We start from the raw sequence: 25,248 nt of genomic DNA, 5'->3' as shown, positions 1-25,248 counted from the left end.
CACTGCGAAAGCCTGGGATGGGCTCAGCCCTTACCGCGGACCCGGAGGCGCTCCCTGCGCCGAGTCCACTTTACACTGCGCCGGCCGGAAAGTCATCGTTGCACGTCGTAGGCATGGAAGAAGCTCCCGGTGCTCTTATTGAATCGAAAGTGATCGGTTGCCCGCATGTTGACGTGCGTGGTCGAGGTCGAGGGTGCGCACCGGTTGTCGCCTGCGGAGCAGGAGGTGTTGCGCCTGCGGGTGGTGGCGGCGCTGGAGTCCGGGCAGGTGGAGGGTTACCGGCGGGCGGCGGAGGTGTTCGAGGTCTCGGTGCGGTCGGTGGGCACCTGGTGGCGCGCCTACCAGCGTGACGGTCGGGACGGCCTGGCGGTGCGACCGGGGCGACGGCCCGGACCGGCCGAGCTGATCAGTCCCGAGGACCGGGGCACGCTGTTCGCAGCGATGGCCGACTACACCCCGGAGGAGTTGCTGATCGGCGGCCCGTTGTGGACCCGCCCGGCGGTGGTCGAGCTGATCCGGCTGGTCGTCGGCGTGGACATGACCGAGCAGGGCGTCGGCTTGTGACTGCGCCGCCACGGGTTCACCCCGCAACGCCCGACCCGACGTGCCTACGAACAGCAGCCCGCCGCGGTGCTCGCGTGGCTGGACGAGGAGTATCCGGCGATCGAGGACCGGGCGAAGGCCGAGGGCGCGGCGATCACGTGGGTCGACCAGTGCGGGCCGCGCTCCGACGCCGCGCCACCCGGCCGGCCCTGGGCGCCGAAGGGTAGGACGCCGATCGTGCGGGTGACCGGGAAACGCCTGCGGTCAACGTCATGTCCGCGGGCGCCTCACGCGGCGCGTTGTGGTTCACCGTGTTCACCGACCGTTTCACCGCACCGGTGTTCACCGGCTTCCTCGACCGGATCGAACTGCACCTGATGCCCCGCTACAGCCTCGAACTGAACTCCGGCGAACTGCTCAACGCCGACCTCAAGCGCAATGCCAACGCTGTAGCTGCCGAAAACTCCATCCATGCAGGTCGAAGCCGTGCGTAGCTGAGGCATCGAAGGGCTCCCAGGTGTGGCCACAGGTCCGCACCGCCCTCGGCTGACGCGGCATGATGACCGGCCATGCTGCTCCGACTGGCCTACCTGGGCATGACCAACGCCTTCGCGCTGCTGCGCCTGCTGCCCTTGAGCGACCGGGACAAGGACGTGGAGATCCTGGCGCTGCGTCACCAGATCACCATCCTGGAACGGCAACTCGGTGACACCCGTCCGAGGTTCTCCCCCTGCGACCGGGCATTCCTCGCGACCGTGCTGCACCGACTCCCCGTCGCCACGCTTCGGCGACTCCGACTGCCGGCGCGCCCGGAGACGATCCTGCGGTGGCACCGGGACCTCATCGCCCGACGCCACGCGGTCAGATCCTGTCCCCAGGATCCCGGCCGACCACGGACCATCCGCTCAATACGCCTGCTGGTGCTGCGCTTGGCACGCGAGAATCCGACCTGGGGCTACCGGCGCATCCACGGCGAACTGCTCGTGCTCGGCAAGGTCGCAGCCTCCACCGTCTGGCAAATCCTCCAGGACGCCGGGATCGATCCGGCTCCCGAGCGCACCTCGACGACCTGGTCGACCTTCCTCCGCTCACAAGCCGACGCTCTACTGGCCTGCGACTTCTTCGAGACCCGCACCGTGAACGGCGCCCGCGTGTACGTGCTCGCGGTGATCGAGCACGCCAACCGCCGGATCAGAGTCCTCGGCGCCACCGCGCACCCGACCGCCTCCTGGGTCACCCAGGCCGCCACGAACCTCGTCATGGACCTCGGAGACGCAGGCCGACACGTGCGCTTCCTGATCCGAGACCGCGACGGCAAGTACCCGTCCTGTTCGACAACATCCTCGCCGACGCGGACATCCAGGTCGTCCTCACCGGTGTTCGGATACCGCGGATGAACGCGATCATGAAACGCTGGATCCGGACCTGCCGACAGGAGCTACTCGACCGCACACTGATCTGGAACCAACGGCACCTATTCCGTAGCCTGCGCGAGTACGAGGACTTCTACAACACCCACCGGCCCCACCAAGGCATCGACAACGCCCGACCACTACAACCACTGCCACAACCAGCCACCAATCAAGCAGCCGCCACCCAACTCGACATCCGTCGACGGCAAAGACTGGGCGGCATCCTCAACGAGTACCACCACGCCGCCTGACCTGCACGGACGACATTTTCGGCAAGCACAGGGTTCCACCGACGCTCAAACTTCCGCCGCCGCGTCTGGCTGCCCGCCCTGCGCGGCGACACCAACCGGCCGCGCATCGACCCCGACATGCACTTCCACGACCTGCGCCACACCCACAAGACCTGGCTCATCGAGGACGGTGTTCCCGAGGTGCTGCAGCACAAGAGGATCGGTCACAAGTTCCGCGGCGTCATGGGCGTCTACTCCCACGTCACCGAACCGATGGTCGAGGCGATGCTCGCCGGACTGCAGCGGCGCTGGGAGCGGACGGGGAGCGAGAACCCCTGACCACCTTCGCAAATACGGAGGTGGTCAAGATCTTTTGCTCCCCAGTTGCTCCCCGCAACGATCAACGGCCCGCAGACGAAGATCGTCTACGAGCCGTTGACCAGGTAAAACACACTGTGGGCGATACTGGGATCGAACCAGTGACCTCTTCGGTGTGAACGAAGCGCTCTCCCGCTGAGCTAAACGCCCTTGTTCTGTTGTCCTGCCCCGCTCTCGCGGTGTGTCGATAGCTTACAACATCATCCCCGGGAACCAAAAATCGGGCTCTCCAACCAGGCCCAGTCGAGGCCGAACCAGCCGCCTACCAGGGAGAACGCCCCGAGCAGCCAGCAGGTCACCGCGACCACCAGGCCGGTCGCCGCGAGGACGAGGGCCTTCACGACGAGGTTCTGCCGCTTCAGCCACTCGACCCAGGCGTCGTAGTACCGCTTGGCGAACTTCAGGACCCGCCCCGCCCACTCGAACTCGGTGGCCAGGATCGCGAGGCCCGCGAACACGACGAGCCAGCCCGGCCCGGGGTACGGGATCATCAGGATGCCGGCGACCAGCACCAACCCGCCTACGACGCCCACGCCGATGCGGTAGCCCATGTTCAGCGCGGGGTTGCTGCGGAACCGGTGGCGGCGTCCCGCTTCCTCGGGGGCGTTCTCGCGCTGCTCCGTGGTCATGCGCACATCATCGCCCATGACACCGCTCACGCGGAGCCGACTTGACCGGATGCGAGCACACCGCTCGGCGCCTGGGGCATCGAGCGCCCCTGCTCCAGCGAGAGCGCGAAGACGAGGTGCTTGTGCGCGTCCGGCGACCAGGTGAGCACCTGGGCGTCCGAGGCGTCGGCGCCGACGTCGAACGTGGCCAGCGCCACGGGGTCCTGCGTGCTCGCGCCCCACACCACGTAGACCTGGTGGGCCGCGTCGTTGGACGTCAGGCGCACGGGCACGACGGCCGCCGAGTCCTCGGTCGACACCAGCACCGCCACCTCCTCGCCGGACGCGGAACGCAGCACGGCCCGGTTCGCCGCCGGGTTCGCCGCGAGGTCCAGCACCCGCTCCAGCCGCTCGGCGCGCGCGTCCTGCGCGGCCACCTGGTCGCCGAGCTGGTTGATCCGCACGCCGGCGACGCCGATCCCGGCCACCGCGACGACGACGGCCGCGGCCACCAGTGCCCTGCGGCCCCAGCCGCCGGCACGACGGCGTCGCGGCTCCAGCGGGATCGGTGCGGCGAGAGGGGCGGGCTCAGGGGCGGGCTCGGGGGCGGGTCGGCGCACGTGTTCCTGGGGCGTCTCGTCGACGGCCGCCATGAGCCGGGCGCGCAGCCGGTCCGGCGGGTCGTACTGGCGGACGGAGGACCCCAGCGCGGCGGTCACCTCCTCGGTGGCGCGGACGGTCTGCCGGCAGCGCTCGCACGTGGGCAGGTGGGCGTACAGCTGTGCTTCCTCGTCCGGTTCGAGCGCGTGCACCGCGAACCCGACCGCGAGCTCCTCCTGAGGGCACCAGTCGTCCCTCTGCTCCCCGGTCACCGGTGTGCTCCCGTCGTCCGACCCGGCGCTTCGCCGCCGGTCTCCCCTGTCCACACCGCTTGCAACGTCGTCCGCAGCCTCCTGATGGCCGCGAAGGTGCGGGACTTCACCGTGCCCAGGGGGATGCCGGTGAGCGCCGCGACCTCTATCTGCGTGTACCCGCCGAGGTAGGCCAGGGCGATGACCTGCCGCTGGTCCTCGGGCAGGCGCTTCAGCGCCTCCCGCACCTCGGCGCCCACGACGCCGGTCAACGCGTCGTGGTCGGCCCCGTCGGTGGGCGGGACGTTGCGCTCGGACACCTCGTCGGTGAGCGGCACGTTCCGCTTGCGCTGGGTGTTCTCGCGGCGCACGGCGTCCACCGCCCGGTGGTGCACGACGGTCATCAGCCAGGTGCCGAAGCCGCCTCGTGCGCGGTCGTAGCCGGCCGGGTTGCGCCACAGGGCCAGGAACGCCTCCTGCACCACGTCCTCGGCGAGGCCGGGGTCCACGCAGATGCGCCTGGCCAGTGAGTACGCTGGTTTCGCGTAACGGTCGTAGAGCTCACCGAAGGCCGTGCGGTCCCCCGTGGACACCCGCTCGACGAGTTCCGCGTCGGGAGGTCGTCGTTCGGGCCCGCGGCGTGGTGCCGGGGCGGGTGCGTCAGCCACCAGAGAGGTCCTCACGTCCAACATTCGCGCAACAGCCGGTACCGGGTTCAGGTTAAACCCAGCAAGATGGGGCCTGCGGGATCAGACCGGACACGGAACGCATCGAGGTGGTCGCCCAGTGGAGCGATGTAGACCCGAACGGGTGATAAACGTCCGGGAGTCGAGCGTTCCTCGCCACATATACGTCACAAGTAGAGAGCTCGGTCGTTCCATTGGCCGGGAAGGGAGAAGAGGGTAACGACGATGCGCAATGATCACGTGACACTCCGTTCGACAGCGGTGTTCGACCTGCTGGCGCCGAGGACCCCCGCTGTTCCGGTGCAGGTTGAGCTTCGCTACGACACGAAGGACCCGTACGCGGTGGTCGCCGCGTTCCGAACGGGTCGGGCCGGTTGGGTGGAATGGGTGTATGCCCGGGACCTGCTCGCCGACGGCCTCATCGCCGACGCGGGGGACGGCGACGTCCGCATCCGCCCGGCCGCCGACGACCCCGAGGTCGTGGTGATCGAACTGAGCTCCCCGTCCGGCCACGCCATGTTCGAGGCGTCCGCGCAGGAGCTGGCCGACTTCCTCGACCGCACCTACGACGTGGTCGTGCCCGGCAACGAGCACCTGTGGGTCGACGTGGACGAGGCCCTGACCCACCTGATCTCGACCGATCTGACGTAAAAGTGCAGGTAGCAGCCCTGCCGGGGGCCTAGGCACCCCCCGATTTGATTCTGCGGCGGGGCATGTAATAAAGTTCCTCTCGCACCGGGGAAGACCGGAACGACAAGCCCCAAAAGGGCCAAGTTCCAAGAAATCTTCCGGAGCATGCGGATGTAGCGCAGTTGGTAGCGCATCACCTTGCCAAGGTGAGGGTCGCGAGTTCGAGTCTCGTCATCCGCTCGGCAGAGGGCCCCTTGGGCTCAGGCCAGACTCCTGGGTGCTAGCATTCGGGAAAACCTGGCGGAGTGGCCGAGTGGCTTAGGCAAGGGCCTGCAAAGCCCTGTACACGGGTTCGATTCCCGTCTCCGCCTCGGACGATTAGCTCAGCGGGAGAGCACTACCTTGACACGGTAGGGGTCACAGGTTCAATCCCTGTATCGTCCACCAGAGATATACGCAGGTCAGACAGCCGCTTGGTGATCTTCACCAGGCGGCTGTTCTGCGTTGGTGGGAGCAGAACGGGAGCAGATGGTCCTGGTGTGATCATCTTCACCGTGCGTGGTCACCACTCCCCCGCCGTGTGTGGCAGCCGTTCCTGCTTCCGCGCCGGACCGCTCCCGGCGGGCTTGGAGTTCGTCCAGCACCCCGTTGGCCATGACGTGTGTCACATACGAGTAGATGCCCCGCACCTCTCGATACCGGTGCCCCAGCCGCTTGTGCTGGACGACTTCCGGCACGCCGTCTTCGATCAGCCACGTCTTGTATGTGACGTAGGCCATGCCACTTACTGGCCTTCGTCTTGGGCGGGCCGAGCACCAATCGGCCGTCGAGGGGACTTGACCCTGGATGTTGGACACCGGACACCCTTGGATCGTGACGATCCGGGTGGGCACACGGGGCCCACTGCGGTGCCAGGGCCGCCGACGCCTGCCGCGCCGCCGGGGTGACCCGGTCCATGGGCGCGGTGGGGCAGCTCCGCGGACAACGCCGCCGAGAGCCTCAACGCCTCCTTCACACGCCAGACGCTCCAAGGCGCCCGGAGTTGGGGCAGTACGAGGGAAGCACGACCGGCGGTGTTCGGCTGGGCGCATCGGTACATCACCCGAGGCCGTCACTCGCACCTCGGCCGGACATCCCCGATCGACTACAAGAACAGCCTGCTACCGACACGCCGCATAACCCCGTGTCCGGCATCCGGGGTGAGGTCCCCCGCAGCCGTGCGCAGCACCGGGGCGGGGCCGGGCGACACCCTCAACGCACGGTGGGGCGGAGCCGGTCCAGCGCCTTGTAGATCAACGCCAGGACCAGTGCCAGCACGAGCACGAACAAGGTGTTGCGCAGAGCCGTGCCGAAACCCAGCCGGGTGACGTCCAGGAACGGGTAGGGGTACCAACCGGTGATCGCGCCGTGGGCGAAGGTGTACGCGATCCACAGCACCGGCCAGGCGAACGCCCAGCCGACCGTCGACCGGTCGACCCGCGGGCGCGGTCCGAACAGCAGCCAGCCGAGCACCGCCATCCACGGCGAGACGTAGTGGAAGCCGATGGTCGCCCACCGGGCCGCGCCTTCCAGGTGCACGATCGGCGCGAGCACGAGGTCGAACACCAGGCCGGTGATCGTGATGCCGAGCAGCGCGTCCAGCCGGGCCACCCGCCAGCCCCTGCCGTCACGGGCCGGGTTCGCCGCGAGGGTGAGTGCCACGGCCAGCACGATGACGTTGCTCTGGATGGTGAAGTAGCTGAACAACCGCACCAGCCGCGTCCCGACACCCGCCACCGCGCCGATGTCGCCCGAGTTGGCGTCCGCGCCTCCGGTGAACAGCAGGACCAACTGGATGACCAGGGACGCGGCGATGACGGCCGCCAGCACCGCGTGCCACGTCCTGGAACCGGTGTGCCACCCGGTGGACCGCGCTGGTTCGGTGCTCGTGCTCATCGCCCCATCATCAGTCCGGTCGACCGGTCCTGCCAGGCGAGCACCCACCTCGGCGAACCTCCGCACACCCCGTGCCGCTCGAACAGCCATCGTCGCCGGTGGAGCAAGGCGGTCACGGTGTCGGGAGCGCGTCCGGGTGATCATGTCCTTGCTGTGCGAAGTGGTCCGGAAGCACGAGAGCGCAGTCCTTCGTCGGCAGCTCACGGGTCCGGTCCGGTCCGCTACGAGCCCGCGGACCGGCTGTGGTTCGCCGCCCGTCCGGACTGGTGAATCGTCGCCGGTGACGGGACGTCTCCCGGGCACGCCGGGCACCTGTGGGGTGCCAGGACTCTGCGCACGAGCGTTGAACTGCGGCGGTACTTGTCACGGCCAGGGGGATGCCGGTGGCGTCGGTGATCAGGTGGTGCGATACATCTCGAGTGCGGCTTCGGGTGTTCGGGGCAGGTCTCCGTACCGTCGCGGTGACCCGGGTCGGTCAGCTTGCCGTCCTGGCCGGGCGGTGATGGCGAGCCGAACGTCTGTGCGCGGTCGCCCGTTCGGTCCTGTCGGGGATCGTCCGGGCGGGATCATCCTGGGTGCCTGGCACGTGCTCGGGCCCACACGGGGTACCGGTGCCGCCCGGATGGAGAGCGATGATGATCAATTCGTTGCGCACCGCCGCGGCCACGCTGATGACGGCCGTCTCCGCTCTCGCGCTGACCGTGCCGGGGCCGGCCGCGGCGGCGACGGCCGGGGTGCTGGACGTGACCTGCACCCCACCCAGCAGCGAGACCGTCACCTACACCCCGCCGCTGACCATGGCACCGCAAGCCGTCACCATCAACTCCTCGACGCAGTACGGGCCCTGCGTGTCGCTGAGCAACCCGGCCGTCACCTCGGGCTCGCGTGCCCGCACCTCCAACGACCCGGAACAGACCTGCCTGGACCTGCTGGACACCGGGTCCTCCACCTTCACCATCGCCTGGAACACCGGCCAGACCTCGATCGTCTCGGCCAACCGCACCGCCACCGTCGCGGGTGCCGCCCTGGTGGTCACCCAAACCGGAACGGTCACCTCCGGCCTGTTCACCGGCAGCACCGTCGTCCAGGTGAACACCGGTCCAAGCGTCGACGTGCTGCTGTGCACCGCCGGGCTGGGCACCGTCTCCGGCATCTACTCCCTGGTCACCCTGGAGATCACCTCGCTCTGAGTCGCCATCCCAGGGGCGGCCTCGTCACCGGTCCCGCGGTCGGCACCGAATCCGCGAGATCGCCGAAGATGACACGAGGTCTCACCGTCCGGACCTGGGTCGTGTTCCAGATGTGGCGTAGCCGGATGTCGGTGGCGTCGGTCGCTACACCACTCACCGGAGACCTCGCCACGTTCCGGCCACCGACACGCCGCCGCTCACCTCACCTTCGGAACACGCGCTAGTCCCACACGACGACCTGGCCGGTGACGGTCGCGTGGTCCACGGTGAGCACGTCGATCCGGAAGACCCTGCCCTCCGGCGTGCTCCCGCACACCGTGCCGCCGGCGGCCAGGTTCTCGGCGTCCCGCGTCCCCCGCGCGGTGATCTCGGTGGCGCACTCGGCTCGGCCGGGCGCGCCACCGCCGAACCACTCCGCCAACCAGTAGTTCTCGTCCCCGTGCAGGCGGCCGGGGGTGAGTGTCCAGACGTTGCGGCCGTCGACGCGCTTGGGCTGCGGCAGGTCGAGGTCGAAGCTGCCGAACTCCAGCTCGCCGCTGAAGCGGACGGTGCCCGCGGGCGGAGGAGCGGCGCCCGGCGCGAACGCCGTCGTGGTGGTGGTCGTCGCGGCGGTCGTGGTCGTGGCCACGGCGATCACGCTGCCGGACGCGCGGGTCGCGGGGACGAGGGGCATCGGCCGGCCGGCGCCCACCGGCGGCACGACCGGCACGTGGGTGACCGCCCCGGCGGTTTCCGTCGCGGACGCCGTGGCGGCGACGGCCTGGGGCGGCGCGGACCGCGCGGGCTCGTCGGGCACCGTCAGCTCGACCAGCACCGTGGCGGAGGCGCCCATGGTGGTCGCCACCGCGACGGCGAGGAGCAGCAGGCGCCTGCGCCACCGCGGCCCGGCGGGCGGGTGCAGGTGGACGTCGCCGCTGATGGACCCGGCCTGGATGGACGTGCCGACGTCGCCCCCGACCTCGTTCCTCGCCGGCTGGTCGGACTGCTTCAAGACTGGCCCCTGCCCGCGGTTCGGAAGACTGATACCGGACAGATCGACGGTTCACCCGGATGTGTTACGGGCACGCATGAGCTTCGGTGGGTGATGCTTTTCGTTGCGGGCCAACGTTTCCAGGTCGAACGGCCTGCTCGCGCGAGGGGGTGGGCCCGCTACGACCGCTCCTCCGTCCCGGGAGGTCACCGCAGTGCGGTGAAGAACGCCCGGATGTCGTCCACCACGATCTCCGGGACCTCGAGCGCGGCGAAGTGGCCGCCCTTCTCGAAACGGCTCCAGTGGACGATGTTGGGGTTGTCCCGTTCCGCGAACACCTTGATGGTCTGGAAGTCGTCGGCGAACACGGCCACGCCGGTCGGGGCGGCGTTCCGCGGGGCGGGCTCGTCGGCGGGGGCGGCCGCGTTGTCGAAGTAGGACCGGGCCATGCCCGCGGCGGCGTTCGCGAACCAGTTGACGGACACCTCGGTGAGAATGGTTTCCAGCGGCACGAGGGACGTGCCGTTGCCGAAGGAGTTGAACAGCTCGCTGTAGGCGAGCATCCCGATCGGCGAGTCGCTGAGCCCGGCCGCGACCGTCTGCGGCCTGCTGGCGTTCATGGTGTTGTAGCCGCCGACCTTCTGGAACCACCGCATGTGCTCCAGACCGGCGTGGTCCCGCGGTTCGAGCTGTTCGAACTCCGCGGGGTCGCCCGACGGGAAGGAGAACAGCTGCAGCACGTGCAGCCCCAGGAAGCCCTCCGGGGCGAGGACGCCGAGTTCGCGGGCGACCATCGCGCCGTGGTCGGAGCCGTGGACGCCGTAGCGCCGGTAACCGAGCCTGCGCATGAGGGTGTCGTAGGCGCGGGCCACGCGGGCGGTGGTCCAGCCCGGTTCGGTGACCGGGTTGGAGAAGCCGAAGCCGGGTGCGTCCGGCACGACGACGTGGAACGCGTCCTCGGCGCGCCCGCCGTGGGCGACGGGGTCGGTGAGCCTGCCGATCATGTCGAGGTAGTCGACCGACGAACCGGGGTAGGTGTGGGCGAGCAGCAGCGGCGTCGCGCCCTCGTGCGGCGACTCGACGTGGATGAAGTGGATCGGCTGATCGTCGATCTCGGTGACGAAGTGCGCGTGGGCGTTGATGCGCTCCTCGGCGGCGCGCCAGTCGAACGCGCGCCACGCCGTCACGGCCCTGCGCAGGTAGTGGTTGGGGGTGCCGTGCTCCCAGGTGTCGCCCGGCGCCGGCTGCGGCAGGCGGGTGCGGTCGAGGCGACCGGTCAGGTCGTCCAGCTCGGTCTGCGTGACCTCGATGCGGGAGGGGCGGATCTGCGTGTTCGTCATGACGCAGACGGTAGAGTGCCTATAGGAAAGCTTCGTTCCTATATGACGGAGGGTGTCGCAGTGACCGCGGACACATCGGCGCGCCTCCTCGCGCTCCTGGCGCTGTTCCAGTCGCGCCCGTCGTGGAGCGGCACCGAACTCGCCGACCGGCTGGGCGTCACGACCCGCACCATCCGCAACGACGTGGAGCGCCTCCGCGCGCTCGACTACCCCGTCGAGGCCACCCGCGGCGCGACGGGCGGCTACCGGCTCGGAGCGGGCGGCAAGCTCCCCCCGCTGCTCCTGGACGACGAGGAGGCGGTGGCCGTGGCGATCGGGTTGCGCGCCGGCCGGGGCATCGCCGGGCTGGAGACCTCCAGCGCCCGCGCGCTGGCCAAGCTCGAACAGGTCCTGCCGCCACGCCTGCGGCCGACGGTGGAGGCGCTGGCCTCGGTCGTCGACCACGCGCCGGAGAACACCGACACCGACTCCCCGGACCCCGAGGTCGACCCCGCCGTGCTGCGCACCATCGCGACCGCGATCCACGACGTCGAGTGGTTCCGCTTCGACTACCGCGACACCTCGCTGCTCGTCGAGCCCTACCGCCTGCTCGCCTGGAAGCGACGCTGGTACCTCGTGGCCCGCGACCCGTCCGGCGGGGAGTGGGACGTCTACCGGGCGGACTGGATCACGCCGCGCACGCGCACCCACCGCCGGTTCGCCCCCACCGCCCTCCCCGACGAGGACTACACGAGCTTCACCATGCGCCGTGTCGCGTTCAGCGGCTGGCAGGTGCACGCACGCCTGCGGGTCGACGCGCCGGCCCAGGCCGTCCTCGACCGCATCCACCCCGGCGTCGGCGTGGTCGAGACGGTCACCGACACCACCTCGGTCCTCGTCACCGGCGCCGACTCGCTGGACACGGTCGCCGCCTACATCGGCATGCTGGGCATGGACTTCACCGTCGAGTCGCCCGGCGAGCTGAGGCCACTGCTGCGCACCCTCGCGGAGCGCTACGCCCGCGCCTGACCACCGGGACCACCCCGGCCGCTCCACAACGAGCCCGGGTCGGCCGTCCCCAACCGGCCCGACGAGCCCACTGGAGTCGCGCCGTGGCGACCGGCAACCTGCTCGCGTGGCTCCTCGACTCCGACCCGGCGCTGCGCCGGCAGGTCGAACGCGACCTCGCGGGCGAACCGCCCGGGGTCTGGGAGGCGACCCGCGCTCGGGTCGCGACCGAGGGCTTCGGCGCGCGACTGCTCGCGCTCCAGGACGCCGACGGCCGGTGGGCCGGCGGTGCGTTCTTCCCCGCGGGCTTCGAGTTCGACGCGGTGGAGACCGAGGGGCAGCCCTGGACGGCGACGACGTGGTCGCTGAACTCGCTGCGCGAGTGGGGCCTGGACGCCGCGGTCCTGCGCGGGCGTCGCACGGCCGAACTGCTCGCCGAGCACTGCCGCTGGGAGTACGACGACCTGCCGTACTGGGGCGGTGAGGTCGACTGCTGCATCAACGCCTGGACGGTCGGCAACGGCCTGTGGCTCGGCGCCGACGTCACCGGCGTCGTCGACTGGTTCGTCGAGCACCGACTGCCCGACGGCGGGTGGAACTGCGCGTGGGTCGAGGGCTCCACGCGGTCGTCGTTCCACTCGACGCTCAACTCCCTCACCGGCCTGCTCGCCCACGATGCCGCGACCGGGGGCACGGGATCGACGCGCGCCGCCCGGCGCTCGGGTGAGGAGTACCTGCTGCGGCGCGGGCTGTTCCGCCGGCTGTCGACGGGCGAACCGGTGGCGCCGTGGGTGGACCGCTTCGCCTACCCGTTCCGCTGGTACTACAGCGTGCTCAACGCGGCCGACCACTTCCGCCGGGCCGCCCTCCTCGACGGCACACCGCCGGACCCGCGCATGGCCGACGCGATCGAATCGGTCCGGGCCGCCCGGCAGCCGGACGGCACGTGGCTCCAGGCCCGCCGGCACCCCGGGCGGGTGTGGTTCGAGGTCGACGTCCCGGCCGGCGAGCCGTCGAAGTGGCTGACCCTGATCGGGACGCGGGTGCTCGACTGGTGGGACTCCGGGACGCGCTCGGGCTGATACCGCGGCGGACCGGCCGGCGGTGTGCCGCCGGGATGTCGGGCGGGTGAGGGCACGCCCGCGTCGCGCACCGCCCGGACGACCGACGGGGCAGGTTCCGGCCGGGGCCGCATGATCACCGAAGGGTGGTTATATTGGTCTTGATAATCATTGTCGGACGATGCACCACCGAGGTCCCCATGTCCGCGTCACCCGATTCGACCACCGACGTCGTCCCGCCGCCCCCGTCCGGGTGCCGCCCGACCGAGGCTGTGACGTCCTGAGCGCGCGGGGGATGCGCGAGAGGAACGGGCACGTCCTCGACCGGGGCGCCGGGGCGCGGATGACGCCGCAGCGCCAGGCGGTGCTGCGCGTGCTGGCCGACCTGCCCGGCCCCTCCACGGCGAACGCGATCCACCACCTGCTGCGGTCCGGGGGCGGTCGGGTCGGGTTGACCACCCTCTACCGGCACCTCGCGTCGCTGGTGGACGCGGGCGTCCTCGGCATCACGCAGGACCGGGAGGGGCGTCACCTGTTCCACCTGAGGACCGACGCCCACGACCACTACCTCACGTGCGTGCGGTGCGGGCGCACGGTGGGCGTGGACACGGCGCCCGTCACGCGGTGGGCGGCGAAGACGGCGGCGGCGCACGGGTTCGCGGACGTCCGGGTGGCGGTCGAGCTGGCCGGTCTGTGCACGCGCTGCCCGCTCGACGGGAACACCGGGGTGGTCGCGCCACCGGGGTGACGGAGGCCGGTGATCGGGTGGCCGGGCTTCGTCGAAGGGCTCGCGCGGCGCACCGCGGACGTGGTGACCTGAACCGTTCCGCCGCGGGAGGCCGACGTGACCGCCGACACCGCCGCACGCCGCCGGTCGCAACTGCCGCGGCGGGTGCGCCGGTCCGGGCTGCGGCGGGTGCACCGGCCGCCGGCGGGGTGCGGCGCGGTGCGCGCCCTGGAGGTCAGCTCGGGCGCGCGCCGACGCCGACCAGCGCGCGGGCGCGGAGCACCGCCGTTCCTCCCGCCACGTCCAGGTAGCGGGCCTTGACGGCCGACACGCCGTCGGCGTCCAGGCCCGCGAGCACCGCGCGGACGGCCGAGCCGGTCACGAACGTCCACGCCGGCTCCGGTGTGACGGGGACGTCGCGCTCCGCGGCGTGGCCGACGACGTCCACCAGTCCCCTGTCCCGCAACCAGTCGGCGAGCTCGTCGCCGGTGTCCAGGCGCGCCGCCTGACCCGCTGCGGGGGGTCGGACGGGCGGTGCGCCCGTGTGCTCGGCGAACGCCCGGATCAACGGGCCGACCACGTCGTCCACGCTGCCCTGCCGCCACGTGCTCACGGCCAGCGTGCCGCCCGGTCGCAGCAGGCCGACGAGGTGGTCCACCGCCGTGTCCGTGTCCGGCAGGAAGAACACGCCGAAGCCGCTCTGCACCCGGTCGTAGGGCAGGCGGTCCGCGGGCTCCCACCCGGCCGCGTCCGCGCGGTGGAACCGCAGTTGCGGCACGTCCCGCGCGCGCCGGGCGCCTTGGTCGAGCAGCGCGCCGGAGAGGTCCACCGCGTCCACGACGCCTCCCACGCCGACGGCCCGCGCCGCCGGGATCGCGGACGAGCCCGAACCGCAGCAGATGTCGAGCACCCGTTCGCCGGGCAGCGGCCGGGCGTGCTCCACGGCTTCGGCACCGATCGGGTCCCACAGCAGCGGTGCCCACTCGGCGAACTCGGCGCTGCCCTCGTCGAACGCGTCCACCATCGAGGACCCCACCGCACCCCGTCCTTCGCTCGTCGACAGATGTTCCACGTAACGACAATCATTTTCGTGTAGGTTCGCCCTGACTCCGCCACGCGCCGCGGCGGAGAGGAGGGGGAACCGGGTGCTGATCGCTGGATCGCTGCCCGCCGACCCCGCCGACGTCGTGCCCGCCGCGGACCGGCACCGGTGGATCGCCGGGCACTGGGTGCGCGCGCTGGCGGCCGAGGGGTGGGCCGAGGTGGACGGGAACGGCCTGCTGCGCTCGGTGCGGTCACCGCGCCGCGCGGAACTCGCGGCGGCGCGCGAGGCGATCACGGGTTCGGTGGCGGGCCTGGGTCATCCCCGCGCGCTGGCGACGTACGTCCTGGACCCCCTGCGCGACCCGGCCGACAGCAGGGACGCCGGGTCGCCCTGGTCGTCAACGACATGAGCGAGGTCAACATCGACGCCTCGCTCGCGTCGGGCAGGGGTGGCGAGCGCCTGGTGGAGCTGACCAACGGCTGCATCTGCTGCACCCTGCGCGAAGACCTGCTCGACAGCGTCGGCGCGCTCGCCCGCGAGGGGCGCTTCGACGCCATCCTCATCGAGTCCACCGGCATCTCCGAGCCGATGCCCGTCGCGGCCACGTTCGAGTGGACCTTCGAGGACGGCACCAGCCTGTCCGACCACGCCCGCCTGGACACCATGGTCACCGTGGTCGACGCCTCGACCTTCCTGGTGGAGCTCGAACGCGGCGACCGGCTCGACGAGCGCGACCTCGCCGCCGCGGAGGGTGACGAGCGCGGCATCTCCGACCTGCTGGTCGACCAGGTCGAGTTCGCCGACGTGCTGGTGCTCAACAAGACCGACCTCGCCACGCCCGACCGGCTCGCCACGGTGGAGGGACTGCTGCGCGAGCTCAACCCGAACGCCCGCCTGGTCCGCTCCCACCGCGGCGTGGTCGACCTGGCCGACGTGCTCGACACCGGCCGCTACGACCCCGTCACGGCCGCCACGTCACCCGGCTGGGCCGAGGAACTGGCCGGGTCGCACACCCCGGAGACCGAGGAGTACGGCATCCGCTCGGTCACCTACCGCGCCGACCGCCCCTTCCACCCCGCCCGGCTCGCCGCCGCGCTGGAGGACTGGCACGGCGTGGTGCGCAGCAAGGGCTTCTGCCACATCGCCGGCCGCCCGCACACCCTCGCCGTGTGGTCCCAGGCCGGGCCGAACCTCACCATCGAGCCGGGCGAGCTGCTCGACGGCCACACCGCGCGGCAGGAACTGGTGTTCATCGGCGTCCACCTCGACCGCGACGAACCCCGCCGCCGACTCGACCCCGCCCTGCTCACCGACGACGAACTGGCCGGCGGCCCGGCCGCGTGGCGGCGCTTCGACGACCCGCTGCCCGCGTGGGACGACCTCGACGCGCACGACCACGACCACCACTTCCCCCTTCCGCGGCACACCGCGCAGCTCTGACCGGCGGTACCGCGATCGCGGGTCAGTGCTCGTCGTAGTGCTCACCGTGGACGGCGTGGCGGTGGCCGTCGTGCAGGTAGTCGACGTGGTCGCGGTGCGGGACCGCCACGTGGCCGCACCCCTCGCCGTGCGCGTGGCCGTGGTCGTCGTGGGCGCCGTGGTCGGCCGGCTCGCACTCGTCGAAGTGCCCGTCGTGCCCCCGGTGGAGGTGGCCGTCGTGCACGTAGTCGACGTGGTCCTCGTGCGGCAGGGCCACGTGGCCGCAGCCCTCGCCGTGCACGTGCTCGTGGCCGGTGTGCTCAAGGTGCGCGGTGGTCATGGAGAACCGCCTTTTTCGGTATCGCCGGAGCTTCGCCAGCACCCGGACGCCTCCGCGCCCGTGACCGAGCGCAACAACACATTAGGCCATGCGCATGTATGTCGCATGGCCCGCGTTCACCCGGATGCACGTATCACCTCTCGACCGATCGCCGTTGTCCCGACCGGGTCGGAAGAGCACGTCCCGGTCGTCACGCCAGGGGCGTGTGCGCCGACTTCGGTGCCGTGGCACGGGCGAGGCTGTCGCGAACGGCCTCGGGGTGCCGGGTGCGCCCGCGGCGCGGCGGTGTGGGCGGTGGGCGCGGTGTGGGCGGTGGGTGCGGGGAACAGGAAGGCCCCGACGAAGTCCGGGGACGGGGGTACACCAGCAGCACCCGATCCCCGGGACCAACCCCCACCGCGGCAGGGCGCGTGCCAGCGCGTCGCCTGACCCGCCAGGTCCGCGACGGTGAGCCGCCGGCGGTCCACGCTGCACCTCGCACGGGGACCACCCACCGGTGGCGATGAAGGAAATCGAAGGTCGGTCGCGAAAGGTGCGGACCACCGCCGTGGTCCGACCTGACCGCCCCTGTCCGACAAGGCGACGCAAACAGCCGCTCTCGCCCGACAGGAATACCCCGCCGCGATATCAGCGTCCGCACCGGAACGCACTTTCTTGCGCGTGCGGCTGTTCACGACCCCTGGGTGACGACCACTCCTCCGACATTATCGGTGGCGCCGCCTCCGGCGTTATCGGTGATGCCGCCTCCGGCACCACCGATCCGCACCACGTCATTCTCGTCGACGCACCAGCGCACTGCCGCGCGGTCAGTTGGGGGCGTCTCCGGTGTAGCGGAAGATGCCGCCGCCGGAGTTCACGCCCCAGACGGTGCCGTCGGCGCCCGCGCCGATGTCGGACAGGGTGCCGGGGATGCCCACCCACGGGTTCTCGTCGTCGTTGGTGTAGCGGTAGACCTGGCCGCCGGAGTTCACCCCCCACACGCTGGTCCGGGAGCCGGCGTCGATCCGGCTCAGGCCGCCGGGGACGCCGATCCAGTGGTCGGCCGTCCAGGTGTAGCGGTAGATCTGGCCGGACGAGTTGACCCCCCAGACCGTGCCGTCCGCCGCGGCGCCGATGTCGACGAGGCCACCGGGAATGCGGTCCCACGGGTCGGCGTCGTCGCCGGTGTAGCGGAAGATCCCGCCGATCGAGTCGACGCCCCACACGTTGGTCCGCGAGCCCACCGAGATGCGCGCCAGCTTGCCGGGGACGTTGAGCCACTCGTTGGCGTCGGTGTCCCCGGTGTAGCGGTAGATGCTGCCGCCGGAGTTCACGCCCCAGACGGTGCCGTCGGCGCCCGCGCCGATGTCCGCCAGCCCACCCGGGATGCCGGTCCACGGGTTGTTGTCGTGGTTGGTGTAGTGGTAGACCTGACTGCCGCTGTTGACGCCCCACACGACGGTCCGCGAGCCGACCGCTATCGCCGAAAGCCCACCCGAAACGTTCTTCCACTGAGCCACTGATGGCGCCTTCCACACGTCGTTCGAACCCTCGCGAAAACAGGGGTGACAACACCTGGATCGCGAGCACGATTGCCTACCGGACGGCCTCTTCCGCCTTATTGTCGGCCACTTCGAACGTATCAGCCCCGGAGTTCCCGAAGAGCGGGCTCGGTCGCTGTCACCCCAATGGGGACCGAAGATCACCTTCGTGCCGCAGGTGCCCGCCGGACGACGTGTCTGGGTGTTGTCCGAAGGCGGACGTGGGCTGTCCGGGTGAACCGCGGCACTGCTTTTCGGAATGCCTCCGGTCGGGCGGAGCGGTCGGTGCCGGCGGTGGGGCCGCTGTGCGCGATGCGGCCCTGCCGGCCGGTCCCTGGCAGCCCGGTTCGAAGTCGCGGTGGTCGTCGGGGTCGACCAGCGCGGCGAGCTTGTTCCCCGGCTTCAGGGCGGGGTCGTACCTGGTGTCGTGCTCGATCACGAATTCGGGCACGTCCGGGCCCCTGATGAGGAGCCGGACGCGGACGGTGGCGTCCTCGCTGATCGGTTCCACGGTCAGGACCGCGGCGGTCGCGGGCAGCCCCACCTCGTCCAGGCGCAGCAGCCGCCGCTTGGCGCGCGCGACACCTCGCCACACGGCGATGCCCAGCGGCAGCAGCAGCGCGGTGAGCACGATGCCGACGGTGCCGCCGTCGTCGGTCGCGTGGACGATCGGTCCGGTGACCATCAACGCCGCGGCGAAGAGGTGCGGGAACACGTTGTTGCCCCGGTTGGCCCCGCGTACTTCGACGAACCCGCTCTCCGCCATTCCGGCACCATAAGCGGGTCACGGGGTGCCTTGGGCGGGTTGGCGCGGGTGCGGCCGGACGGCGGACGGCGCACCCCCGCTCGTCGCGCACGACCCGCGGAAGCGGCCCGGCCGGTGACCGGCTGTGGCGAACCGCACCGCCCGGCGGGGTCCACCGCCGGGGATCGGCGGGTCTACGGTCGGGCCATGAGTGCCGAGCAGGACGTGCGCGCATGGCTGCGCCAGCACGGGGCCGAGGCCGTCGACCACCCGGGTGGCACGCTCTACACCCACCTGTGCCGCGTCCACGACCGCCTCGGCGGCCTGGGGTTGGGCGTCGACGTGCGGTTGGCCGGCTTGGCGCACGCGGTGTACGGCACGGACGGTTTCGACGTCGCGCTGCTCGACCCCGCCGACCGCACCACGCTGCGGGACCTCGTCGGCGAGACGGCGGAGGGGTTGGTCCACCTGTACGGCGCGTGCGACCGCGACCTCACCTGGCCGCGGCTGGCCGACACCGGTGAGGTCCACAACCGCTTCACGGGCGGCAGCGAGCGCCTGGACGTCGACCGGCTGCGCCCGTTCGTCGACCTGAGCATCGTCAACGAGCTGGACGTGGTCGAGCAGGACCCGGCGGTGGCGCAGAAGTACGGCGACCGCTTCCGGTCGCTGTTCGCCTCCTGGGCGCGGATCGCCTCCGCCCGGGTCACGGCCGAGGCCGAGCGGGTCCTGGACTTCGGCACCGCGACCGCGGGGTAGGTGCCCCGGACCGCCGGTGGACGGGTGGGCCGGCGCGGGTCGCTACAGTCCGATCATGGCCGTGCTGGAGATCTCCGACCTGGTGGTGGACTGGGACGCGCGGACGGGTGAACGCGTCCCGGTCCGCCGCGCGGAGGTGGTCGCCCGGCTGCACGCGGCCGGGGACCGGCGGGCCGCGCGGATCGTGCGGCGGATGCCCGTGACGGGCGAGTTCCTGGACCCCGTCGCGGTGGACCGGCTCCTGGTCCGCGTGCACACCGAGCTGCAGCGGCTCAACGAGGAGCTGCACATGGCGCGGCGGTTCGCCGAGCTGCTGGTGCCGGTGCTCGCCGCCGTCCGGGCGACCGGGAGCCGCTTGCGGGTGGTGGACGTCGGGTGCGGCCTGGGGTTCGTGGTGCGGAGCCTGGCCGCTTCCGGGGTGCTGGGGGCGGACGTCGAGCTGGTGGGCGTGGACTTCAACCACGCCCTCGTGGCCGAGGCGACCCGGCTGGCCGAGGACGAGGGGCTCCCGTGCACCTTCCTCCGCGCGGACGCGTTCGCGCTGCCCGGCGGGGCCGCCGTCTACCTGTCGAGCGGGGTGCTGCACCACTTCGCGGCCGACCGGCTGCCCGGGTTCTTCCGCGCGCAGGACCGCGCGGGCGCGTTGGCGTTCGTCCACTACGACATCGCCGCGACCCCGCTGGCCCCGTCGGGGGCCTGGCTGTACCACCGCGCCAGGATGCGGGAGCCGCTGGGCCGCCACGACGGCGTCGCGTCCGCGCGGCGCGCCCACGGTGACGCGGTGCTGCTCTCCGCCGCCGCGGCCGCGGACGGGATGGACGCGTTCCTGTTCGAGCCGTTCAGGCACACCAACCCGTTCTGCGCGGCGATGAGACCGGTCGTCGGCCTGCGACCGGCGCTGGTGGACGACTTCCGCCGGGCCCTGGGGCGCCGCGCCCGGCGGCTGGTCGCGAACTGATGGCCGCGGTGGTCCCGCTCGTGCTCGGAGTGCTCGCGCTGGTCGACGCGGGTTTCGCGGGTTTCCGCGCCGCGACCGGCCGCAACGGCCGGATCGACAAGCGCTCCTACTACCTGTCGGCGGCGCGGCGGGGGCTCGTGGTGGGGGCGACCGCCCTCGGGCTCGTGGCACTGCCGGTCGCGGCGACCCTGGTCGTCTCGGCGGACCCCGGTGCCCGCTACGACGAACTGGTCCGGGCGGGCACGCGCATGCTCCGGGTCCTGGTGCCGTTCGCGGTGCTCGTGGTGGCCTCGCTGCTGGGGTACTGGCTGCTGCCGATGCGCGAGAGCACGTTCATGATGCTGATCGGCCTCGGTCCGTTCACCCTGGTGCGGCCAGCGGTCGTGCTCGGCGCCGTGGCGTGGGTGGTGGCGGGGTCGGCCGACCCGCTCGCCTGGGCGGTCGCGATCACGGCCGCGACCGGCGTGCTGGCCGTCGAACCGCTCGTCCACCGCCGTTGGTACCGGTCCCCGGCCTGACCCCCGCGGGTGGCATCTTGCTGCCGGTTCCCGACCGTGCCGCCGCGCGCGGCGGACAGTGTCCGGCACGGGTTACGAATTCGTGGACATGGAGCCGACCTCGACCTCGGACGCGGTGTCGGCGCCGGCGACTGCCGCGGAGGGCTTCCGGAACGCGTGGGCGAGCGCTCAGGGGCAACTCGCCGGCGCGGAGGGGCAGCTCGGCGGCGGGCCGATGGGACAGGCGTTCACGGGCGTGTACGGGCCGGGCGCGCCGGGCACCGTCCAGCAGGTCGTGCTGAGCGTCGCCTCGCTGCACACTCCGCGACGGCGGGCGCGAGCAGCGTCGAGGCCTACCTCGCCGGGGACCGGGCCGGCGGCGCCGCGTTCGAGGGGCTGGGGCAGCCGTGGCCCAGGCACCGCCGACGGGCGAGCTGTGGGCGAAGGTCCGGGCCCGCGACCCCGACCTGTGGCCGGTCGACAGCGAGGAGGCCGCCCTCGGGCTCGCGACCGCGCTGACCGGTCTCGCCGACTCCGTGCGCGGCACCCACGAGGCGACCACCGGGTCCGCCGGCGCGATATCGGCCGCCTGGACCGACGACGTGGGCGCGGACCTCACCGACCGGCTCGCCCGGACCGGCGCCGGGATGGCCGATCTCACCGACCGGGTGCGGCAGCGGGCGGCGGGCGGCGGGCGTACGCCACCGAACTGGCCGGCGCCAAGACCGACATCCGCACGACGGTCGAGGCGAACGAACCGGCGTACGTCGCGCTGGGCGGGCTGGCCGCCCCGCCGTCCCACGAGGAGCTGCTCGCGAGGTACCAGGTCCGCGACGGCCCGGACGGCGTGGTGACCCGCTTCGGCAAGGTCTTCACCGCGGAGGAGTGGGGGTGTACTTCAACGACCTGTGGCCGTGGGAGTTCGCCCAGGCGTACCAGGCGTACGAGGCTGCCGACAGCGGCGCGAAGGAGGAGAACGTCTTCCGGGGCGTCGGCAGGCCGGGCGAGCTGGACAACCACCGGGACGCGTTCCGGCACGCGTTCTGGAACGCCCAGCTGACCTCCTCGCTCGGCGAGGAGCGGGCCGCGCAGCTCACCACCCCCCACGAGGGAGTCCCGGACCCCGGACCGGCCGACCAGCTCCGCGAGGCGATGGACCTGCACAACCGGCTCGTGCAGCAGGCGGTGCGCGACGGCCGGCTCGTGGTGATCGACGACAACGACCGGCTGGTGCCGAGCGACTACGACTTCCGGCCGTGACGGCGGGACCGGGCGGTTCTCGTCGGTGGGGTGTCGTACGGTCCGGTCATGTACTTCGTGTACCGGTCGCACTGCGAAGGGCCACTGGGCAAGGTGGTGCGGCGGTTGCCGGACGAGACGGTGCTCGCCTGGTTCCGGCGGGGGTGGGGGTGCGCGGACCCGGAGGGGTGGGTCCGGGACGAGTTGGGCGCGGACGTCCACGACCTGGACTCGGTCTTCCGCGCGGCGCGAGAACTGGGTCTGCCGCGGCCCGAGGACGACGCGGAGCTGCGGGTGCTGTTGCACGAGCACCTCTACGTCGAGGGTGACGACGACATCCGCCTCGACGAGCACGGCCTGCGGGTGCGGACCGACGACGACGAGGTGGAGCTGGCCTGCTTCTTCTTCCACGACGACGTCGTGGAAGCCGCTCCGGACCGCCTGGCCTACCTGCTGCACGAGGAGTGGCCGCTGCCGGACCGCGCCGACCGGTCGGGGCCGTTCGACCCCGGCGTTCCGACGACGCCCACCGGCCCGCCCGGCGGGGGTGGTGCCACCACGTACGCGGTGTTCCTCACCTTCTACGACGGCGAGAGCATGGCCCGCTCCCGACCGCCGGCCTTCCCCGGCGTCGCACTGCCCGAACTCGCCCGCCACCTGCGCGCGGCGGATGTCGCCGGTGCGCCGTGGCCGCCCGAGCTGATGGTGCTGCGCGCGCTCATCGCGCCCGACGAGGACACCCTCGGTCCCGCCCTCGACCGCTGCAACCGCTGGCCGGGCTTCAACTCCGTCGCCGAACCCGAGCCCTGGCCCGGCCTGCCGGACGAGCACCCCGCCGCCCACCTGATCGCCGTGGAGCTGGTCGAGGCGGCCGAGTACGTCCGCGGCCGGCGGCCCCAGGACTCCCTGCTGCGGGTCGGGGACCACCTCGTCCAGCTCGCCGTGCACTGCGACGAAGCGTTCGGGTACCAGCAGTGGTACCTGTTCGACACGGCCTGGGCGGCTGCCCACCCCGACCTGGCCCGGTCGCTGCTGCGGTACGCCGAGCACTGGGACCCCCTCGCCGGGTGAGCCGCTCGTCGACGAACGTCGTCGGTGTCGACACGGGCGCGTGCTCGCTCGCGGACGCACGTCGGCGCGCGGACGCCTCGGTCCGCCGTCCGTGCGGGGTGAAATCGTTGGGCGCGGGGACGGTGCTCCGGAAGACTGCCGTCACAGGACTCCGGTGGCGCGGGCGTGGGGAACCACTCGTGGCAGGACGACGAACGGGACCGGGTGGCCGCGATCCTCGCCGACATCCCCTACCGGGCGTGCGACGGGGCACGACGAGGAACCGCATCCCCTCCTGCTGGACGGGAGCCGGATGAGCGAGGCCGACGAGGCGTGGGTCCCGGTGCTCACGCCGGACGGTCCCGGGGTGCTGGTGTGGTCCAACTCCGACTGAGGGCCCACGCCGGCCTGGCCTAGGGTGGCGTCCATGATCACCGATGAAGAACGCGCCGCCCGCTCGCAGCGCGCCCGCGACGCCGCTGTCGCCGCCGCGACGGCACTGGGGTTGGACGCGTCCGGGGCGGAGGTCGTGTACGACGTCTTCTCCGTGGTGGTGGACCTCGCGCCGTCACCGGTCGTCGCCCGCGTGCCGGTGGTGACCCCGCGCGGCACGGGCTCGGCGGGGTTCCAGCGCACGGAGCTGGCCGTGTCGAGGTGGATGGCGTCGCGCGGCGAGCCGACCGTCGTGCCGAGTGGACTCGTGCCGGCGGAGCCCGTCGAGCACGACGGGTTCGCGATGACCTTCTGGGAGAAGGTCGAGGGCGTGCTCCCCAACGACTACGACGCGGTGAGGCGCATGCCCGCCGTCGCCCGCCTGCACTCGGTCCTGGCCGAGTACCCGGGCGAGACCGGCTTCTTCCCGGGCATGCAGGGGTACGTCGACCTCGCCTTCGACGACCTGGAGGGCCGCGAGGACCTGCTGCCCGCCGCCGACCTGGCCCGCGCCCGCGCCGAGTGGGCCGTCCTCTCCCCCGCCATCTCGTCACCCGCCGCTTTCGCGCGGATGTTCCCCGGTGTCCCCGTCCAGGTGGTCCACGGAGACGCCCCGTTCTACAACCTGATCGAGACCGCCGACACCGTGCTGTACTCCGACTACGAGCACGTCGGCGTCGCCCCGGTCGAGTGGGACCTCGCGCACACCGGCGAGGAGGCGATCGCCGCCTACGACGCCGCCGCGGCCGACCTCGGCCTGCGCACGGTCGACACCGGCGTGCTGCGCGCCATGGAGCGCTTGCGCGACCTCCAGGTGGTCGCCTGCGTGGCGATGGTCCCGCAGCTCCCGCTGCTGGTCGACGGGTTGTCGTCGTCGCTGGAGACGTGGCGGGCCACCGAACCCTGGCAGGACGGGGCAGCGTCCTCGAAGTAGGACGGGGCCTTCCCCCGCGGGCGGAAAGCGCGCGACGGGCGCCGCGTCGTTCGGAATACTGCGGTGGTGAGTGATCCCATGGCGTTCACCGACGCGGAGAACTGGACCGGTGGCTTCTACGAACTGTCGCTGGAGGTCGGCGACCACGACGACGAACGCCTCCAGCGCGCGCTGACCGCGTTGTGGCGGGCGGCGGGCGTCACCGGCTGCTGCGCCGACAGGGACCGGGAACCGGCCGACCAGGACGAGGTGCCCGTCACCGTGGCGGCCCTCGACGAGTTCGGCCACCTGCTCGGCGTCGTGCGGTCACCGCTGGGCGGCTCGGTCTGCGGCGGCTTCTCGACCCGCGTCGAGGACGCCGAGGACTGGCTGACGTTGTACCTCCCGCTCAGCGCGCTGGCCCGGTTGGACCGGCGCATCGGCGGCTTCCCGTTCGGGCCGGACAGCGGACCGCAGTCGCTAGCCTGGCGGACCTCGCTGGACACGTGGCTGGTCGGGGTGGCGAACGAGGTGTTCCGCCACGTCGACTTCCGGCTCGGCCTGGTCGGCTTCGAGGTCGACAACACCACCGCGGCCGAACTCGGCGGAACGCTGCCCGAACAGCGCTGGAGCGGGTACCTGCTGCCCGCCGGCGGACGGCTGGAGTACACGCCGGCGAACCACTAGCGCGCCGTCGTCCCCACCGGTCGAACGTGGAGATGATCGGACCGGTTCGCCGCGGTCGGGTGCGGCAGGGGTGCGTTCGGCCAGGGTTGGTACCGG

General features: G+C 71.8%; 33 protein-coding genes, 4 tRNA genes and 1 pseudogene. 25 read left to right on the top strand and 13 right to left on the bottom strand.

Annotated features, from left to right (window positions below):
• Positions 1-177: 177 nt before the first annotated feature.
• From ACRAKJ_RS12495 to ACRAKJ_RS12470, 6 genes are all read left to right on the top strand, one after another.
• Positions 178-564, top strand: a complete 387-nt coding sequence (locus ACRAKJ_RS12495) for a helix-turn-helix domain-containing protein (protein ID WP_438921411.1) — start codon at positions 178-180, stop codon at positions 562-564.
• Positions 565-921, top strand: a complete 357-nt coding sequence (locus ACRAKJ_RS12490; protein WP_438921466.1) for a winged helix-turn-helix domain-containing protein — start codon at positions 565-567, stop codon at positions 919-921.
• Positions 816-1,037: a hypothetical protein gene (locus ACRAKJ_RS12485; protein ID WP_438921412.1), complete on the top strand. Its 222-nt coding sequence runs from the start codon at positions 816-818 to the stop codon at positions 1,035-1,037. Before ACRAKJ_RS12490 ends, ACRAKJ_RS12485 begins: the two co-directional genes overlap by 106 nt.
• A 75-nt stretch (positions 1,038-1,112) precedes the next feature.
• On the top strand, positions 1,113-1,940 hold the full coding sequence (locus ACRAKJ_RS12480) for an integrase (RefSeq protein WP_438921413.1): 828 nt from the start codon (positions 1,113-1,115) through the stop codon (positions 1,938-1,940).
• Complete coding sequence (locus ACRAKJ_RS12475; protein ID WP_438921414.1) at positions 1,937-2,206, top strand: integrase core domain-containing protein; 270 nt, start codon at positions 1,937-1,939, stop codon at positions 2,204-2,206. Before ACRAKJ_RS12480 ends, ACRAKJ_RS12475 begins: the two co-directional genes overlap by 4 nt.
• 69 nt (positions 2,207-2,275) lie before the next feature.
• On the top strand, positions 2,276-2,524 hold the full coding sequence (locus tag ACRAKJ_RS12470; protein ID WP_447009098.1) for a tyrosine-type recombinase/integrase: 249 nt from the start codon (positions 2,276-2,278) through the stop codon (positions 2,522-2,524).
• A 117-nt stretch (positions 2,525-2,641) separates the two neighbouring features.
• On the opposite strand, the gene ACRAKJ_RS12465 is transcribed toward ACRAKJ_RS12470, so the two are convergent.
• From ACRAKJ_RS12465 to ACRAKJ_RS12450, 4 genes are all read right to left on the bottom strand, one after another.
• Positions 2,642-2,713, bottom strand: a tRNA-Val gene (locus ACRAKJ_RS12465).
• 50 nt (positions 2,714-2,763) lie between these two features.
• On the bottom strand, positions 2,764-3,192 hold the full coding sequence (locus ACRAKJ_RS12460) for a TIGR02611 family protein (protein WP_438921415.1): 429 nt from the start codon (positions 3,190-3,192) through the stop codon (positions 2,764-2,766).
• A 26-nt stretch (positions 3,193-3,218) separates the two neighbouring features.
• Positions 3,219-4,043 carry an anti-sigma factor gene (locus ACRAKJ_RS12455; RefSeq protein WP_438921416.1) on the bottom strand — a complete coding sequence of 275 codons (825 nt, stop codon included), beginning with the start codon at positions 4,041-4,043 and terminating at the stop codon, positions 3,219-3,221.
• Positions 4,040-4,690 carry a sigma-70 family RNA polymerase sigma factor gene (locus tag ACRAKJ_RS12450; protein ID WP_438921417.1) on the bottom strand — a complete coding sequence of 217 codons (651 nt, stop codon included), beginning with the start codon at positions 4,688-4,690 and terminating at the stop codon, positions 4,040-4,042. Before ACRAKJ_RS12450 ends, ACRAKJ_RS12455 begins: the two co-directional genes overlap by 4 nt.
• Before the next feature lie 243 nt (positions 4,691-4,933).
• Between ACRAKJ_RS12450 and ACRAKJ_RS12445 the strand changes: the two genes are divergently transcribed.
• From ACRAKJ_RS12445 to ACRAKJ_RS12430, 4 genes are all read left to right on the top strand, one after another.
• Complete coding sequence (locus ACRAKJ_RS12445; protein WP_306745026.1) at positions 4,934-5,359, top strand: SsgA family sporulation/cell division regulator; 426 nt, start codon at positions 4,934-4,936, stop codon at positions 5,357-5,359.
• Between the two features lie 146 nt (positions 5,360-5,505).
• Positions 5,506-5,578, top strand: a tRNA-Gly gene (locus ACRAKJ_RS12440).
• Positions 5,579-5,637: 59 nt separating this feature from the next.
• A tRNA-Cys gene (locus ACRAKJ_RS12435) sits at positions 5,638-5,709 on the top strand.
• 1 nt (position 5,710) lies between these two features.
• A tRNA-Val gene (locus ACRAKJ_RS12430) sits at positions 5,711-5,785 on the top strand.
• Positions 5,786-5,799: 14 nt separating this feature from the next.
• Here the strand turns inward: ACRAKJ_RS12430 and ACRAKJ_RS12425 are convergent.
• Both ACRAKJ_RS12425 and ACRAKJ_RS12420 read right to left on the bottom strand, forming a co-directional pair.
• A complete protein-coding gene (locus ACRAKJ_RS12425) occupies positions 5,800-6,117 on the bottom strand; it encodes a hypothetical protein (RefSeq protein ID WP_438921418.1) in 318 nt (105 codons plus the stop codon).
• Positions 6,118-6,589: 472 nt separating this feature from the next.
• The gene (locus tag ACRAKJ_RS12420) at positions 6,590-7,273 is read right to left on the bottom strand and encodes a Pr6Pr family membrane protein (RefSeq protein ID WP_438921419.1); all 684 of its coding nucleotides are present in this window, start codon (positions 7,271-7,273) and stop codon (positions 6,590-6,592) included.
• Positions 7,274-7,908: 635 nt separating this feature from the next.
• Between ACRAKJ_RS12420 and ACRAKJ_RS12415 the strand changes: the two genes are divergently transcribed.
• Positions 7,909-8,463 (top strand): hypothetical protein, encoded by a 555-nt coding sequence (locus ACRAKJ_RS12415; RefSeq protein WP_447008940.1) that lies wholly within the window; start codon positions 7,909-7,911, stop codon positions 8,461-8,463.
• Positions 8,464-8,683: 220 nt separating this feature from the next.
• On the opposite strand, the gene ACRAKJ_RS12410 is transcribed toward ACRAKJ_RS12415, so the two are convergent.
• Both ACRAKJ_RS12410 and ACRAKJ_RS12405 read right to left on the bottom strand, forming a co-directional pair.
• Positions 8,684-9,454: a hypothetical protein gene (locus tag ACRAKJ_RS12410; protein WP_438921421.1), complete on the bottom strand. Its 771-nt coding sequence runs from the start codon at positions 9,452-9,454 to the stop codon at positions 8,684-8,686.
• 185 nt (positions 9,455-9,639) lie between these two features.
• On the bottom strand, positions 9,640-10,773 hold the full coding sequence (locus ACRAKJ_RS12405) for an alpha/beta fold hydrolase (RefSeq protein WP_438921422.1): 1,134 nt from the start codon (positions 10,771-10,773) through the stop codon (positions 9,640-9,642).
• A gap of 60 nt (positions 10,774-10,833) precedes the next feature.
• On the opposite strand from ACRAKJ_RS12405, the gene ACRAKJ_RS12400 reads away from it, so the two are divergent.
• The 3 genes from ACRAKJ_RS12400 to ACRAKJ_RS12390 all read left to right on the top strand — a co-directional run bounded on the left by ACRAKJ_RS12400 (position 10,834) and on the right by ACRAKJ_RS12390 (position 13,569).
• Entirely contained in the window at positions 10,834-11,781 is a 948-nt protein-coding gene (locus tag ACRAKJ_RS12400; RefSeq protein ID WP_438921423.1) for an HTH domain-containing protein, read from the top strand.
• A gap of 83 nt (positions 11,782-11,864) precedes the next feature.
• The gene (locus ACRAKJ_RS12395) at positions 11,865-12,842 is read left to right on the top strand and encodes a squalene cyclase (protein ID WP_438921424.1); all 978 of its coding nucleotides are present in this window, start codon (positions 11,865-11,867) and stop codon (positions 12,840-12,842) included.
• 274 nt (positions 12,843-13,116) lie between these two features.
• The gene (locus ACRAKJ_RS12390; RefSeq protein ID WP_438921425.1) at positions 13,117-13,569 is read left to right on the top strand and encodes a transcriptional repressor; all 453 of its coding nucleotides are present in this window, start codon (positions 13,117-13,119) and stop codon (positions 13,567-13,569) included.
• A gap of 214 nt (positions 13,570-13,783) precedes the next feature.
• On the opposite strand, the gene ACRAKJ_RS12385 is transcribed toward ACRAKJ_RS12390, so the two are convergent.
• Positions 13,784-14,584 (bottom strand): methyltransferase domain-containing protein, encoded by an 801-nt coding sequence (locus tag ACRAKJ_RS12385; RefSeq protein ID WP_438921426.1) that lies wholly within the window; start codon positions 14,582-14,584, stop codon positions 13,784-13,786.
• Positions 14,585-14,693: 109 nt separating this feature from the next.
• Between ACRAKJ_RS12385 and ACRAKJ_RS12380 the strand changes: the two genes are divergently transcribed.
• Entirely contained in the window at positions 14,694-15,002 is a 309-nt protein-coding gene (locus ACRAKJ_RS12380; RefSeq protein WP_438921427.1) for a hypothetical protein, read from the top strand.
• On the top strand, positions 14,999-16,033 hold the full coding sequence (locus tag ACRAKJ_RS12375; protein ID WP_438921428.1) for a GTP-binding protein: 1,035 nt from the start codon (positions 14,999-15,001) through the stop codon (positions 16,031-16,033). The genes ACRAKJ_RS12380 and ACRAKJ_RS12375 overlap by 4 nt, the downstream gene beginning before the upstream one ends.
• Before the next feature lie 22 nt (positions 16,034-16,055).
• On the opposite strand, the gene ACRAKJ_RS12370 is transcribed toward ACRAKJ_RS12375, so the two are convergent.
• The 3 genes from ACRAKJ_RS12370 to ACRAKJ_RS12360 all read right to left on the bottom strand — a co-directional run bounded on the left by ACRAKJ_RS12370 (position 16,056) and on the right by ACRAKJ_RS12360 (position 18,638).
• Positions 16,056-16,352, bottom strand: coding sequence for a hypothetical protein (locus ACRAKJ_RS12370; RefSeq protein WP_438921429.1), 297 nt, complete (start codon positions 16,350-16,352; stop codon positions 16,056-16,058).
• Between the two features lie 806 nt (positions 16,353-17,158).
• Positions 17,159-17,869: a tectonin domain-containing protein gene (locus tag ACRAKJ_RS12365; RefSeq protein ID WP_447008939.1), complete on the bottom strand. Its 711-nt coding sequence runs from the start codon at positions 17,867-17,869 to the stop codon at positions 17,159-17,161.
• 142 nt (positions 17,870-18,011) lie between these two features.
• The gene (locus tag ACRAKJ_RS12360; protein WP_438921431.1) at positions 18,012-18,638 is read right to left on the bottom strand and encodes a hypothetical protein; all 627 of its coding nucleotides are present in this window, start codon (positions 18,636-18,638) and stop codon (positions 18,012-18,014) included.
• A gap of 186 nt (positions 18,639-18,824) precedes the next feature.
• Between ACRAKJ_RS12360 and ACRAKJ_RS12355 the strand changes: the two genes are divergently transcribed.
• The 4 genes and pseudogenes from ACRAKJ_RS12355 to ACRAKJ_RS12340 form a co-directional block, all read left to right on the top strand.
• Positions 18,825-19,376, top strand: a complete 552-nt coding sequence (locus ACRAKJ_RS12355) for a DUF6817 domain-containing protein (protein ID WP_438921432.1) — start codon at positions 18,825-18,827, stop codon at positions 19,374-19,376.
• Positions 19,377-19,431: 55 nt separating this feature from the next.
• Positions 19,432-20,334, top strand: coding sequence for a methyltransferase domain-containing protein (locus ACRAKJ_RS12350; protein WP_438921433.1), 903 nt, complete (start codon positions 19,432-19,434; stop codon positions 20,332-20,334).
• Positions 20,334-20,852, top strand: a complete 519-nt coding sequence (locus ACRAKJ_RS12345) for an oxidoreductase (protein WP_438921434.1) — start codon at positions 20,334-20,336, stop codon at positions 20,850-20,852. The genes ACRAKJ_RS12350 and ACRAKJ_RS12345 overlap by 1 nt, the downstream gene beginning before the upstream one ends.
• 386 nt (positions 20,853-21,238) lie before the next feature.
• Positions 21,239-21,460, top strand: a pseudogene (locus ACRAKJ_RS12340) (WXG100-like domain-containing protein); the annotation flags it as partial.
• 28 nt (positions 21,461-21,488) lie between these two features.
• On the opposite strand, the gene ACRAKJ_RS12335 reads toward ACRAKJ_RS12340, so the two are convergent.
• Positions 21,489-21,707: a hypothetical protein gene (locus tag ACRAKJ_RS12335; protein WP_447009113.1), complete on the bottom strand. Its 219-nt coding sequence runs from the start codon at positions 21,705-21,707 to the stop codon at positions 21,489-21,491.
• Between the two features lie 15 nt (positions 21,708-21,722).
• On the opposite strand from ACRAKJ_RS12335, the gene ACRAKJ_RS12330 reads away from it, so the two are divergent.
• From ACRAKJ_RS12330 to ACRAKJ_RS12310, 5 genes are all read left to right on the top strand, one after another.
• Positions 21,723-22,091 carry a DUF6973 domain-containing protein gene (locus tag ACRAKJ_RS12330; protein WP_438921436.1) on the top strand — a complete coding sequence of 123 codons (369 nt, stop codon included), beginning with the start codon at positions 21,723-21,725 and terminating at the stop codon, positions 22,089-22,091.
• Positions 22,092-22,139: 48 nt separating this feature from the next.
• A complete protein-coding gene (locus ACRAKJ_RS12325; protein WP_438921437.1) occupies positions 22,140-23,141 on the top strand; it encodes a hypothetical protein in 1,002 nt (333 codons plus the stop codon).
• Between the two features lie 40 nt (positions 23,142-23,181).
• The gene (locus tag ACRAKJ_RS12320; RefSeq protein ID WP_447008938.1) at positions 23,182-23,514 is read left to right on the top strand and encodes a DUF6210 family protein; all 333 of its coding nucleotides are present in this window, start codon (positions 23,182-23,184) and stop codon (positions 23,512-23,514) included.
• A gap of 33 nt (positions 23,515-23,547) precedes the next feature.
• Positions 23,548-24,486, top strand: a complete 939-nt coding sequence (locus tag ACRAKJ_RS12315; protein WP_438921439.1) for an aminoglycoside phosphotransferase family protein — start codon at positions 23,548-23,550, stop codon at positions 24,484-24,486.
• Between the two features lie 66 nt (positions 24,487-24,552).
• A complete protein-coding gene (locus ACRAKJ_RS12310; protein ID WP_438921440.1) occupies positions 24,553-25,152 on the top strand; it encodes a hypothetical protein in 600 nt (199 codons plus the stop codon).
• Positions 25,153-25,248 lie beyond the last annotated feature (96 nt).

It is taken from the genome of Saccharothrix sp. DSM 118769 (assembly GCF_052936295.1).
Note: the sequence above shows the minus strand (reverse complement) of the source record. Positions and strands in the feature narration are given on the sequence as shown.